12 protein-coding genes are annotated in these 12,096 nt (G+C 70.0%); 6 read left to right on the top strand and 6 right to left on the bottom strand.

Going from position 1 to position 12,096, the window contains the following annotated elements; genetic code table 11:
* The 6 genes from ACR2JA_RS07885 to ACR2JA_RS07860 all read left to right on the top strand — a co-directional run.
* Positions 1 to 1,833 (top strand): helicase-related protein (locus ACR2JA_RS07885; RefSeq protein WP_434008546.1); only part of this gene is annotated, 1,833 nt, incomplete at its 5' end.
* Between the two features lie 56 nt (positions 1,834 to 1,889).
* Positions 1,890 to 2,627 carry an ABC transporter ATP-binding protein gene (locus ACR2JA_RS07880; RefSeq protein WP_434008545.1) on the top strand — a complete coding sequence of 246 codons (738 nt, stop codon included), beginning with the start codon at positions 1,890 to 1,892 and terminating at the stop codon, positions 2,625 to 2,627.
* Positions 2,611 to 5,127 (top strand): ABC transporter permease, encoded by a 2,517-nt coding sequence (locus ACR2JA_RS07875; protein WP_434008544.1) that lies wholly within the window; start codon positions 2,611 to 2,613, stop codon positions 5,125 to 5,127. Before ACR2JA_RS07880 ends, ACR2JA_RS07875 begins: the two co-directional genes overlap by 17 nt.
* Before the next feature lie 96 nt (positions 5,128 to 5,223).
* A complete protein-coding gene (locus tag ACR2JA_RS07870; RefSeq protein ID WP_434008543.1) occupies positions 5,224 to 5,847 on the top strand; it encodes a glutathione S-transferase family protein in 624 nt (207 codons plus the stop codon).
* Between the two features lie 80 nt (positions 5,848 to 5,927).
* Positions 5,928 to 6,605 (top strand): ligase-associated DNA damage response endonuclease PdeM, encoded by a 678-nt coding sequence (pdeM, locus tag ACR2JA_RS07865; protein WP_434008542.1) that lies wholly within the window; start codon positions 5,928 to 5,930, stop codon positions 6,603 to 6,605.
* 129 nt (positions 6,606 to 6,734) lie between these two features.
* Complete coding sequence (locus ACR2JA_RS07860) at positions 6,735 to 6,920, top strand: hypothetical protein (protein ID WP_434008541.1); 186 nt, start codon at positions 6,735 to 6,737, stop codon at positions 6,918 to 6,920.
* Positions 6,921 to 6,931: 11 nt separating this feature from the next.
* Here the strand turns inward: ACR2JA_RS07860 and catC are convergent, their stop codons facing one another.
* From catC to ACR2JA_RS07830, 6 genes are read right to left on the bottom strand one after another with little or no spacing between them, the layout of a single operon-like run.
* The gene (gene catC / locus ACR2JA_RS07855) at positions 6,932 to 7,210 is read right to left on the bottom strand and encodes a muconolactone Delta-isomerase (RefSeq protein ID WP_434008540.1); all 279 of its coding nucleotides are present in this window, start codon (positions 7,208 to 7,210) and stop codon (positions 6,932 to 6,934) included.
* Positions 7,211 to 7,225: 15 nt separating this feature from the next.
* Positions 7,226 to 8,053, bottom strand: coding sequence for a 3-oxoadipate enol-lactonase (gene pcaD / locus ACR2JA_RS07850; RefSeq protein ID WP_434008539.1), 828 nt, complete (start codon positions 8,051 to 8,053; stop codon positions 7,226 to 7,228).
* Between the two features lie 12 nt (positions 8,054 to 8,065).
* Complete coding sequence (pcaF, locus tag ACR2JA_RS07845) at positions 8,066 to 9,271, bottom strand: 3-oxoadipyl-CoA thiolase (RefSeq protein ID WP_434008538.1); 1,206 nt, start codon at positions 9,269 to 9,271, stop codon at positions 8,066 to 8,068.
* Positions 9,272 to 9,294: 23 nt separating this feature from the next.
* Positions 9,295 to 9,966, bottom strand: a complete 672-nt coding sequence (locus ACR2JA_RS07840; RefSeq protein WP_434008537.1) for a 3-oxoacid CoA-transferase subunit B — start codon at positions 9,964 to 9,966, stop codon at positions 9,295 to 9,297.
* Positions 9,963 to 10,664 (bottom strand): 3-oxoacid CoA-transferase subunit A, encoded by a 702-nt coding sequence (locus ACR2JA_RS07835; protein ID WP_434008536.1) that lies wholly within the window; start codon positions 10,662 to 10,664, stop codon positions 9,963 to 9,965. Before ACR2JA_RS07835 ends, ACR2JA_RS07840 begins: the two co-directional genes overlap by 4 nt.
* Before the next feature lie 48 nt (positions 10,665 to 10,712).
* Positions 10,713 to 12,077 (bottom strand): MFS transporter, encoded by a 1,365-nt coding sequence (locus ACR2JA_RS07830; protein WP_434008535.1) that lies wholly within the window; start codon positions 12,075 to 12,077, stop codon positions 10,713 to 10,715.
* Positions 12,078 to 12,096 lie beyond the last annotated feature (19 nt).

Genomic DNA, 12,096 nt, shown 5'->3' with positions numbered 1-12,096 from the left:
GAGATCGCCACCAGCGGCAGCACGCTGGTGTTCACCAACACGCGCTCGCAGGCCGAGATCTGGTACCAGGCGCTGCTCGATGCCAAACCCGAGTGGGCGGGCCTGATCGCGCTGCACCACGGCTCGCTGGACCGTTCGGTGCGCGAGTGGGTGGAGGCCGGGCTGAAGGCCGGCGAGCTGCGCGCCGTGGTCTGCACCAGCAGCCTGGACCTGGGCGTGGACTTCCTGCCGGTGGAGCGCGTGCTGCCGATCGGTTCGCCCAAGGGCATTGCGCGGCTGCTGCAGCGCGCGGGTCGCTCGGGTCACGCGCCGGGCCGGCCCTCGCGCGTGAGCATCGTGCCCACGCACAGCCTGGAGCTGGTGGAAGGCGCGGCGGCGCGCGCCGCCGTGAAGACCGGGTTGATCGAGGCGCGTGAAACGCCGAAGCAGCCGCTGGACGTGCTGGTGCAGCACCTGGTGACCGTCGCGCTGGGCGGCGGCTTCAGGCCCGACGAACTGCTGGTGGAAATCGGAACCACCGCCGCCTACGCCGAGCTGCCCGACGAGCACTGGCGCTGGTGCCTGGACTTCGTTTCGCAGGGCGGCGCCTCGCTCGCCGCCTACCCGGACTACCACCGCGTGGTGGCCGATCAACACGGCGTCTGGCGCGTGCCGGACGCGCGGCTGGCGCGGCGCCACCGCATGAACATCGGCACCATCGTCAGCGACGCGAGTATGGCGGTGCAGTACGTGGGCGGCAGCAAGATCGGCAATGTCGAAGAGAGCTTTGCCGCACGCCTGAAACCCGGCGACTGCTTTACCTTCGGCGGGCGCCTGCTGGAGCTGGTGCGCATCCACGACATGACCGCCTGGGTCAAACGCGCGACCGGCCGCAAGCCCGCCGTGCCACGCTGGAACGGCGGCAAGATGCCGCTCTCGACCACGCTGGCCGACGCGGTGGTGGCGCAGCTGGCGCGGGTGCAGGCCGGCGACCACGACGACCCCGAACTGCAGGCGGCCAAACCGTTGCTGGACTTGCAGGCACAGTGGTCGGCCCTGCCCTCGCCCGAGACCCTGCTGGCCGAGGTGATGCACTCGCGCGAAGGCACGCACCTCTTCCTCTACCCCTTCGCCGGCCGGCACGCGCACCTGGGCCTGGCGAACCTGATCGCCTGGCGCGTGGCGCAGTGGGCGCCCAACACCTTCTCCATCGCGGTCAACGACTACGGCTTCGAACTGCTGAGCGCGACAGACATTGACTGGCCGTCGCTGCTGCCCGAGCTGCTGAAGGAGCAGACCGACGAAGCCCGGTTGCTCAGCGAGATCCTGCAGAGCCTGAACGCCAGCGAACTGGCGCAGCGGCGCTTCCGCGAAATCGCGCGCGTCTCGGGTCTGATCTTTCAGGGCCACCCGGGCGAAAAGCGCAGCAGCCGGCAGCTGCAGGCCTCCAGCAGCCTTTTCTGGGAAGTCTTCCGCAAGTACGACCCCGGCAACCGCCTGCTGCAGCAGGCCGAGGCCGAACTGCTGGCGCAGGAGCTGGAGATCGGCCGCCTGCGCCAGGCCCTGCACCGCATGGCGCGGCAGGCGCTGGTGCTCAAGCCGCTGGAACGCGCGACCCCGTTCGCCTTCCCGCTGATGATCGAACGCCTGCGCGAGAAGCTCAGCAACGAAAGCGTGGCCGACCGCATCGCCCGCATGCTGGCGCAGCTGGAAAAAGCCGCGGGCGGGACGACCGGCAACGACGCCGATGCGGTGCGCGAATCGCTGGCCTTCGGCCGCGAAGGCGCGCCAGACACTAAGACCGCAGGCGCCCAACGCGAACGCCGGCCGCACCGCCCGCGTCGTCCGCGCTGAACGGAGCGGTGCCGCGCGGCCGGGAACTTGATCGCCCGTTGCCCCTCACACCGCCCATGCCCCAATCCACCCCCCACCTGATCGAGGCCGACGGCCTGTCCATGCACTACGACCTCGGCCCCCGTCAGGTGACGGTGCTGCGCGACGTGCAGCTGCGCATCGCCGCCGGCACGCGCGTGGCCATCGCCGGGCCGTCGGGCTCGGGCAAGACATCGCTGCTGTTGCTGCTCAGTGGCCTGGAGCGGCCGGCGGCCGGCAGCATCCGCATCGCCGGCACCGACCTGGCCAGCCTGGACAGCGACGGCCTGGCCGACCTGCGGCGCGAGCGCATCGGCATCGTGTTCCAGAGCTTCCACCTGCTGCCCAGCCTGAGCGCGCTGGACAACGCCGCCCTGCCGCTGCAGATGGCCGGTGCCAGCGGCGCGCGCGAGGCCGCAGCCGACATGCTGCGCCGCGTCGGCCTGGGCGACCGGCTGCACCACCGGCCGTCGCAACTCTCGGGTGGCGAGCAACAACGCGTGGCCATTGCCCGCGCCCTGGTGCACCGGCCGCAGCTGCTGCTGGCCGACGAGCCCACCGGCAACCTCGACGACCAGACCGCCGAGTCGGTGCGCGAGCTGCTGTTCAGCCTCAACCGCGAGCTGGGCACCACCCTGGTGCTGGTCACGCACGACCTGGACTTTGCCGCCCGCTGCGACCGCGTGCTGCGCCTGCACGACGGGCAGTTGCACGAGACGCCCCTCGAAGCGCCCATGCCCCGCCAGCCGGAGAGCGCCCATGCCCTTCCTGCTTGACCTGGCCTGGCGCGACCTGCGCGCCAGCGGCCGGCGGCTGTGGATCTTCGTCGCCTGCCTGGTGCTGGGCGTGTCGCTGGTGGCCGCGGGCGGCGGCCTGTACCGCCAGGTGGCCGACGCGCTGCGCCACGACGCGCGCCTGCTGTTCGGTGGCGACGTGGAGGTGGAATCGCCCACGCCGCTGCCGGCCGACGCGCTGGCCTGGATGCAGGCGCGCGGCACCGTCTCCCGCGTGATCGAGCTGCGCACCATGCTGCGCACCGAAGCCGGCCGCGCGCAGCTCATCGAGCTGATGAGCGCCGACGGCGCCTACCCGCTGGTTGGCACGGTGGCGCTGCAGCCGGCCGGCACGCTGGCCGACGCGCTGACGCAACGCGACGGCCAACAGGACGCGCAATGGGGCGCGGCCATCGACGCCTCGCTCGCCACCCGCCTGGGTCTGAAACCCGGCGACCGTGTCGACATCGGCGACCTGCAGCTCACCGTGCGCGCCCTCATCGTGCGCCAGCCCGACCGCAGCCTGCGCGCCGACTGGGGCGCCGCGCCGGTGCTGGTGGCCGAGGGCGCGCTCATGGCCACCGGCCTGGTGCAGCCGCTCAGCCGCGTCGAATACCAGTACCGCGTGCGCACCAGCGAAGCGGCACCCGCCTGGCGGGACGCTTTCCTTGCGGCCTTTCCGGCGCTGGACGCCGAGGTGCGCAGCTTCGACGAGCGCAGCGACCGCATGGCCGAGGTGCTGGGCCAGATCGGCTCGGGCCTGCTGCTGATCGGCTTCTCGGCCCTGTTCATCGGCGGCCTGGGCGTGTTCAACAGCGTGCAGGCCTACCTGCAGGGCAAGCTCACCGGCCTGGCCACGCTGCGCGCGCTGGGCCTGCGCGACCGGCGGCTGGCGGCTTTCGTGCTGCTGCAGATCGGGCTGCTCGCGCTGCTGGCCAGCGCGGTGGGCGTGGCCATCGGGCTGGGGCTGGCGCTGGCCGGTGCGCAGCTGGCGGCGGACAAGCTGCCCTTGGCCTTCCTGCTCGGCGGGCTGTGGCAGCCCGCGCTGGTGGCGCTGCTGTTTGGCGTGCTCACCGCGCTGGCGTTTTCGCTGCCGGCGCTGGGGCGTGCGCTGTCGGTCTCGCCGGCCGTGCTGTTCCGCGGCACCGAGGGCGCCACGCTGTCCGTGCCGCGCTGGGCACGCCGGGCCACCCTGGGCGCCGCGGTGCTGACGCTGGCGCTGCTGGTGGCCACCCTGCCCGACCCGCGCTTTGGCCTGGTCTTTGTGGCCGCCACCGCCGCCGTGCTGGCGGTGCTGGACGGCGCCACGCGCGGCCTGCGCCGCGTGGCCGCTCGGCTGCAGCACCACCGCGCATTGCCCCTGCCGCTGCAACTGGCGCTGGCGGGCCTGCAGCAGCCGCAGTCGCCGCTGCGCACCGCCCTGCTCTCGCTGGGCTCGGCGCTCACTCTGCTGGTGGCCTGCACCCTGGTGGTGGTCACGCTGCTGCGCACCGTGAACGACACCGTGCCCGCGCAGGCGCCGGCCCTGGTGTTCTACGACGTGCAGACCGACCAGATCCCGCTGCTGCGCGAGACGCTGCAGGCCTCGCCCGGCCTGCAGGGCGTGAAAACCGCGCCGCTGGTGCTGGGCCGCCTGCTCGCCGTCAACGGCGAGGCCTTGCGCGAAAGCGGCGACAGCGAGCGCAACCGCGAATCGCGCGATGAGCACAAGCTCAGCGACCGCAGCGGCAACTTCGACGACGTGGTCATCGACCGCGGCGCCTGGTGGCCGGCCGACCACCGCGGCGAGCCGCTGGTGGCGATGGAAGACCGCGAGGCCGATCAACTGGGCCTGCAGGTCGGCGACCGCCTGCGCTTCGAGATCCTGGGCCAGCCGGTGGAAGCGCAACTGGCCGCCATCTACAGCCAGCGGCGCATGCAGTCGCGCCTGTGGCTGGAAGCCATCTTCAGCGACGGCGTGCTCGACCCCTTCATCACCCGCCACGTGGGCGCGGCCTGGATGCCGGCCGAGCACACGCTGGACGCGCAGGACCGGCTGGCCGCCGCCGCGCCCAACATCGCCACCGCGCGCACCGAGTCCATGCTGCGCGAAACCCGCGCGCTGATGGGCCGCGCCAGCGGCGGCCTGAGCGTGGTGGCCGGCGTGTGCCTGGCGGCCAGCCTGCTGGTGCTGGCCAGCGTGGTCGCCGCCAGCCGCAGCCGCCAGCTGTACGACGCGACGGTGATGCACGCGCTGGGCGCGCGCCACTCGCTGCTGCGCGGCGTGCTGGTGTGGGAATACGTGCTGCTGGCCAGCGTCACGGCCGGCTTCGCCCTGCTGGCCGGCAGCGCCCTGGCCACCGGCCTGCTGCTGTGGCGGCTGGACATGAGCCCCGCCGGCCTGTACTGGAGCGGCGGCGTCACCGCGCTGGCCGTCAGCGGCCTGAGCATGGCCCTGGGCGCGCGCTACCTGCTGTCGCAGATGCGCCTGAGCCCGGCCATGCTGCTTCGCAGCGGTGGCTGATCCGGCTGCAGGGGCGCGCGCCAGCCCGCACAATGCGGGTCCACCCGCCCCTGCACAGGCGCCTCCATCAGGACCTTTCTCTCTGGACTCTTCACCATGAGCCTCATCGTCCACCACCTCAACAACTCCCGCTCGCAGCGCCTGCTGTGGCTGCTCGAAGAACTGCAACTGCCCTACGAGATCCGCTTCTACGAACGCAACAAGGCCACCATGCTGGCCCCGCCCGAGCTGAAACAGGTGCACCCGCTGGGCAAGTCGCCCGTGCTCGAAGACGGCCCGCTCAAGCTGGTGGAAACCGGCGCCATCTGCGAATACCTGGTGGACAAGACCGGGAAGCTGGGCCCCACCGACCAGGGCGAAGGGCTGCTGCAATACCGCCAATTCATGCACTACGCCGAAGGCTCGGTCATGCCCAACCTGCTGCTCATGCTGGCCATGAGCAAGGTGCCGCTGATCGGCAAGGTCGCCGTGAAAAAGGTGCAACCCATGGTCGACGTGCACCTGGACTATGTGGAACAGGTGCTGGCCTCGCGCCCCTGGTTCGCCGGCAAGGCCATGACCGCGGCCGACATCATGATGAGCTTCCCGCTCGAAGCCGCCGTCTCGCGCGCCGGCCTCGGCCCCTCGCGTCCGGCCACCATGGCCTGGCTGAAGAAGATCCACGCCCGCCCGGCGTACCAGGCCGCCCTGAAAAAAGGCGGCACCTACGCTTACGCATGAGCCCCCACGCTCCACCGCTGCGCGGGTCGCTGCCCCCCGAGGGGGCTGATCCGGCTTGGAGCGGCCCGGCGCCGGATCGCATGACACCGCACGCCACCGTCCACTGGGCCGGTGAGGCGCTGCACCTGCTGCCCGCGCACGCCCTCTGGTGGCCGGCCGGGCAGACCCTCTTCATCGCCGACCTGCACCTGGGCAAGGCCGCCAGCTACCGCGCCCAGGGCCAGCCCGTGCCCGGCGGCACGACGCAAGACAACCTCGCGCGGCTGGACGCACTGATCGCAGAACACCAACCCCTGCGCCTGGTGTGCCTGGGTGACTTCCTGCACGCTGCGTCGGGCCGAACGCCGTCGGTGCTGCAGGCGCTGTGCGACTGGCGCGCGCGGCACCACGGCATCGCCAGGACCCTGGTGCGCGGCAACCACGACGACCGCGCCGGCGACCCGCCGCCCGAGGCCGGCATCGAGGTGGTGGACGAGCCCTGGCTGCTCGGCCCGTTTGCCTGCTGCCACCACCCGCGTCCGGACGGCGACCGCCACCCGACCCACTTCATCCTCGCCGGCCACCTGCACCCGGTGGTCCACCTCAGCGGCCGCGCACGCGACGCCCTGCGCCTGCCCTGCTTCGTCAGCGAACCGGGGCAGGCCGTGCTGCCAGCCTTTGGTGCCTTCACCGGCGGACATGCCCTGCCGGCGGCGCCGGGTCGGCGGTTTCATGCGGTGGGTGGTGATCGGGTCTGGGAAGTGCCAGGGGGTTCATGATCCAGTCGTGTGCCGAGACAAGCACTGGCCAGACCGGTCGCGCGGCATCGATACCGAGAGCCGGACGCACCCCACGTCCGACCTGCGCCAGATCGCCTGCAACAGGCCATCGCTTTCCGCCTGTTGGACATGGGCTTTCAGCCGAATGACAACCCGCCAGCAAACACCTTCGTGCGCGTGCTCAGCCAGCACAGCGACCACGTCAAGGACACGACCCGCTTGACGGGTGTTATGGACCACCGGGTTTCGGTCAGCGCCATTGCAGAGCAGGACCTCCCCACGGCGGCGGCCAGTACGACCGTGGTTCGCCTGTGAACGGCCGTGCACTAGACAATGGACGACGGATGCTTGGCCAGCGCCGTGACCGTGATCTTCATGAACGGGAACAGTGGCAAGTTGCTCAGCGTGTTGTGCAGTTCGTCGTTACTCTCCACGTCGAACACGCTGTAGTTGGCGTACTCACCCACCACGCGCCAGAGGTGAGGCCACTTGCCGGCGCTCTGCAATTGCTGCGAGTAGGCCTTCTCCTCGGCCTTGATGCGTGCCGCCTCTTCCGGAGCGAGCGTGGATGGGATGTCGACGACCATGTGAACCAGATACAGCATGGGATGTCCTTTTGATCAGGCAGAGAGCCGTGGGGTGGAAAGAAAACGGAGCACGGCCTGGTCGAACGCCTGGGGCGCCTCCAGGTTGGACAGATGGGAGGCGGGCACCACGGCCAGCTGCGCACCGGCAATGCCCCTCTGCATGGTCTGGGCGTCGGCCACGGTGGTGACCGGGTCCGACGCGCCCGCGAGCAGCAACGTGGGAACGGTGATACGGCCGAGGTCCTCGCGCAGGTCCGATGTGGCCAGGGCCTCGCAGCAAGCGGCATAGCCCTGCGGCGAGATGCCGGCGATCCAGGCTTGCGCCCGTTCCACCGTGGCCGGTTGCGCCTGGACAAAATCCGCGCTGAACCATCGGCCAGGGGCCGACGCGGCCAGGGCCTGCATGCTGGCCTGACCGCCTTCGCGGACCATCGCCGCCCGATCGTTCCACCCTTGTGCCGTGCCGATCAGCGCGGCGCTGTTGCACACGGCGATGGCGTTGAAGCGGCTGGCGGCATGGATGCCCAGCCACAGGCCGGTGTGCCCCCCCATCGAAATACCGCAGAACGCGGCCCGTGCGACGCCCAATGCGTCCAGCACGGCCAGCACGTCCTGGCCCAGATCGGCGAAGCGGTAGGGGCCTGGCGTCACCGGGCTGCCGCCGTGGCCGCGGGTGTCGTACCGGATCAGCCGGTGGTGTTCTGAGAACGCGGCGACCTGCGGGTCCCACATCTCCAGCGTGGTGCCCAGGGAGTTGGACAGGATCAGCGCCGGTGCGTCGGCGTCGCCGTCGATCGTGACGCGGAACGTGCCGCGCGCGGTATCCAGTGAGACGGGGGAAGAATGGCTCGGTTGCGGCATGGCTGGTCTGCTTCAAACACGTTCGACGATGAGCGCGATGCCCTGACCCACGCCGATGCACATCGTGCACAGCGCGTAGCGGCCGCCGGTGCGGTGCAGTTGGGCCACGGCGGTGGTCACCAGCCGCGCGCCGCTGGCGCCCAGCGGGTGGCCCAGGGCGATGGCGCCGCCTTGCGGGTTCACACGTGCGTCGTCGTCGGCCAGGCCCAGTTGGCGCAGCACGGCCAGGCCCTGCGAGGCGAAGGCTTCGTTCAGCTCGATCACGTCCATCTGCGCCAGCGTGAGCCCGGTCTGCGCCAACACCTTCAGCGTGGCCGGTGCGGGGCCGATGCCCATGATGCGTGGGGCCACACCGGCCGTGGCCATGCCCACCACCCTGGCGCGGGGCGTGAGCCCATGGCGCTCGGCGGCCGCAGCGCTGGCCAGCAGCACGGCGCAGGCCCCGTCGTTCACACCACTGGCGTTGCCGGCCGTCACGCTGCCGCCCGGTCGCACCACAGGCTTGAGCTTGGCCAGAGCCTCCAGCGTGGTCCCGCGCGGGTGTTCGTCCACCGTCACATGCACCGCATCGCCCTTGCGCTGCGGCACGGCGACCGGCACGATTTCAGCGGCAAAGTAACCCGCCTTCTGCGCGGCCGCGGCCTTGGCCTGGCTGCGCCAGGCGAAAAGGTCCTGGTCTTCGCGCGACACCTTGAAATCGTCTGCCACGTTCTCGGCCGTCTCGGGCATGGCGTCCACGCCGTGCAGCGCTTTCATCTTGGGGTTGACCAAGCGCCAGCCAATGGTGGTGTCCTGGATGGCGTTGCTGCGCGAGAAGGCCGACTCGGCTTTGGGCACGACGAAAGGCGCACGGCTCATGCTCTCCACACCGCCCGCGACCATCAGACCGGTCTCGCCCGACTTGATGGCGCGCGCCGCGATGCCGATGGCGTCCATGCCCGAACCGCACAGCCGGTTGACGGTGGTACCGGGCACCTCCAGCGGCAGGCCGGCCAGCAGCAACGACATGCGCGCCACGTTGCGGTTGTCTTCGCCGGCCTGGTTGGCGCAGCCGAAGACCACATCATCGACCGCGCGCCAGTCCACGCGCGGGTTGCGCTCGGCCAGGGCCTTGAGCACCACGGCGCCCAGGTCGTCGGGCCGCACGGACGACAGCGCGCCGCCGTACTTGCCGAAGGGGGTGCGCACGGCGTCGCAGATGAAAACGGATGTGGTCATGGGGTGTCTCGAAGTGGCAAAAGTCATGGCGCAGCAGGCGCAGCGTCGGCAATAGGCAAGCCGACGATGCCTTCCAGCGCCTCGCGGCTCAGGCCCGCGACGGCGTCCACCAACTGCAGGCCATGCGGTGTGCAGGCGAAGGTGGCCAGGTCGGTGTAGATGCGCTTGACGCAGGCCAGGCCGGTCAGCGGGTAGGTGCAGCGCTCGACGATCTTGCTGGCGCCCTGCTTGGTCAGCAGATCCATCATCACCCAGGTCTGCTTGGCACCGATGGCCAGGTCCATGGCCCCGCCGACGGCGGGAATCGCGCCGGGCTCGCCGGTGCTCCAGTTGGCCAGGTCGCCCGTTGCCGAGACCTGGAAGGCGCCCAGCACACAGATGTCCAGGTGCCCACCGCGCATCATCGCGAAGCTGTCGGCATGGTGGAAGTACGCGCCTCCGGGCAGCAGCGTGACCGGCTGCTTGCCGGCGTTGATCAGGTCGTAGTCTTCGCTGCCCGCAGCGGGTGCGGCGCCCATGCCCAGGATGCCGTTCTCGCTGTGCAGGATCACCTCGCGCCCCGCGGGCAGGTGGTTGGCCACCAGCGTGGGCTGGCCAATGCCCAGGTTGACGACGGCGCCGTCGAAGATGTCCAGCGCCACGCGCGCGGCGAGCTGGTCCTTGGTGCGACGTGGGTATGTGGTGGTCATGCTCATGCCGCCTTCTTGAAGCCGCCGGCCTGGGTGGCCACGCGGTCGATGCGAACGATCTGGCTGACGAAGATGCCGGGCGTGACGATGGTCTCCGGGTCCAGCGCGCCCAGCTCCACGATGTCGTGCACGGTGGCGATGGTGCGCCGCGCGGCCATGGCCATCACCGGGCCGAAGTTGCGCGCGGCCTTGCGATAGACCAGGTTGCCCCAGCGGTCACCCGCCTCGGCTTTGATCAAGGCCACGTCGCCATGGATGGGGTACTCCAGCACGTACTGCTTGCCGTCGATCTCACGCGTCTCGCGGTCACCGGCCAGCTCCGTGCCGAAGCCGGTCGGGCAGAAAAAAGCGCCGATGCCAGCGCCAGCCGCACGGATGCGCTCGGCCAGGTTGCCTTGCGGCACCAGTTCCAGCTCCAGCTTGCCAGCGCGGTACAGGCCGTCGAACACGTGACTGTCGGCCTGGCGCGGGAAGCTGCAGATGATCTTGCGCACGCGACCGGCCTGCAGCAGCGCGGCCAGGCCCACGTCGGCGTTGCCGGCGTTGTTGTTGACGACGGTGAGGTCCTTCGCGCCCTGCGCGATCAGGCCGTCGATGAGCTCGTTGGGAATACCGGCGGTGCCGAAGCCGCCGATCAGGACGGTAGCGCCGTCCTGGATGCCCGCCAGGGCGTCGGCGACCGATTGGGCGATCTTGTTGATCATGAGAACGTTTCTGAAGTGAAGTGTTGGCCTAGCGTCAACGGGGCCGCGTCACTTGGCAGCGGCCGCCGGGACGACGCCCGGCACCACAGCGCCGTGGGCGCGGTGCGCCTGAGCAGCACGGCTGTGGCGAATGCAGAACACCGCCACCGCCGCGATCACCGCCGGCAAGGCGATGGCCATGAAGTTGCGTTCCAGTGGCAGCGCCATGGCCACGAGGCTACCGATGACGATGGGCGCGAGAATGGCGCCGCTGCGGCCGACGCCCGAGGCCCAGCCGATGCCGGTGGAGCGCACCGCCATCGGGTAGTACTGGCCCACATAGGCGTAGGTCACGATCTGTGTGCCGATGGTCGAAGCACCCGCCAGACCGACCAGCACGAACAGCACCGACGTGGGCACCGGGTAACCCAGCAGGCTGATGGACAGCGCGGCCAGCAGGTACATGCCGACCAGCACGTACTTGATGTGGAAGCGGTCGGCCAGCCAGCCTCCGCCGATGGCACCGACCATGCCGCCGAAATTCAGCACGAGAACGAAGGTCAGCGCCGAACCCAGCGTGTAGCCTGCACCCGCCATCAGCTTGGTGAGCCATGAGCTGAGTGCGTAGACCATGAACAGGCACATGAAGAAGGCCACCCAGAACATCAGGGTGCTGAAACCCCGGCCGTCCTGGAACAGCTTGCCGATGGGCGCGCTGGTGTCACGGTCCTGCTGTGGCAGGTCGAACGAATCGCCCGGCTGTGGCTGGTAGCCGGGGCTCAGCTGCGCAGCGATGTGCTGCAGCTGCGCCTTCTGCCCGGTCTTGATCAGGTAGGGCATGGACTCCGGCATGGACTTGAGAATCACCGGGATCAGCAGGACCGGCAGGGCCGCTGCCAGGAACACCGACTGCCAGCCATGACTCTCAATCAGGCCCTTGCCCACCACCGCCGCCAGCATGCCGCCCACCGCATAGCCGCTGAACATCAGCGTGACCATGGTGCTGCGAATCTTGCGGGGCGAGTACTCGGTCATCTGCGCCACCACGTTCGGCATCACGCCGCCGATGCCGAGGCCGGCGAGGAAGCGCATCACGCTGAAGGTCACCGGGTCGCTTGTCAGGCCCGCCGCTGCGGTGAACACGCTGAACAGCGCAATGCAGATGGCGATGGCGCGGCGCCGGCCGATCTTGTCGGCAATGGTGCCGAGAAAGATCGCGCCGAACATCATGCCGAACAGCGCCGAGCTCACCATGAAGCCCGCGTTGGTCGGGCTCACACCCATCTCTTTCATGATCGACGGCAGGGCGATGCCGGCGACGGCCAGGTCGTAGCCATCGAAGATGATGATCAGCGCGCACCAGAGCAGGACGCCCCGGTGAAAGCCGTTGAATCTGGCCTCGTCCGCCAGCTTGTGCAGGTCGATGTGTTTCATGTTTGTCTCGTGTGTATGT

This window comes from Hydrogenophaga sp., assembly GCF_051007235.1.
Classification (GTDB): Bacteria; Pseudomonadota; Gammaproteobacteria; order Burkholderiales; family Burkholderiaceae_C; genus Hydrogenophaga.
This window is presented reverse-complemented; position numbering and strand designations above follow the sequence as displayed.

What these genes read in the sequence shown, in the direction of transcription:
- pcaD (WP_434008539.1), bottom strand. Translation starts at nt 8,053, where the DNA reads ATGCCGCAACCGAGCCATTCTTCCCCCGTCTCACTGGATACCGCGCGC.
- ACR2JA_RS07830 (WP_434008535.1), bottom strand. Translation starts at nt 12,077, where the DNA reads ATGAAACACATCGACCTGCACAAGCTGGCGGACGAGGCCAGATTCAAC.
- ACR2JA_RS07880 (WP_434008545.1), top strand. Translation starts at nt 1,890, where the DNA reads ATGCCCCAATCCACCCCCCACCTGATCGAGGCCGACGGCCTGTCCATG.
- catC (WP_434008540.1), bottom strand. Translation starts at nt 7,210, where the DNA reads ATGCTGTATCTGGTTCACATGGTCGTCGACATCCCATCCACGCTCGCT.
- ACR2JA_RS07840 (WP_434008537.1), bottom strand. Translation starts at nt 9,966, where the DNA reads ATGAGCATGACCACCACATACCCACGTCGCACCAAGGACCAGCTCGCC.
- ACR2JA_RS07875 (WP_434008544.1), top strand. Translation starts at nt 2,611, where the DNA reads ATGCCCTTCCTGCTTGACCTGGCCTGGCGCGACCTGCGCGCCAGCGGC.
- ACR2JA_RS07870 (WP_434008543.1), top strand. Translation starts at nt 5,224, where the DNA reads ATGAGCCTCATCGTCCACCACCTCAACAACTCCCGCTCGCAGCGCCTG.
- ACR2JA_RS07835 (WP_434008536.1), bottom strand. Translation starts at nt 10,664, where the DNA reads ATGATCAACAAGATCGCCCAATCGGTCGCCGACGCCCTGGCGGGCATC.
- pcaF (WP_434008538.1), bottom strand. Translation starts at nt 9,271, where the DNA reads ATGACCACATCCGTTTTCATCTGCGACGCCGTGCGCACCCCCTTCGGC.
- ACR2JA_RS07860 (WP_434008541.1), top strand. Translation starts at nt 6,735, where the DNA reads ATGGGCTTTCAGCCGAATGACAACCCGCCAGCAAACACCTTCGTGCGC.
- pdeM (WP_434008542.1), top strand. Translation starts at nt 5,928, where the DNA reads ATGACACCGCACGCCACCGTCCACTGGGCCGGTGAGGCGCTGCACCTG.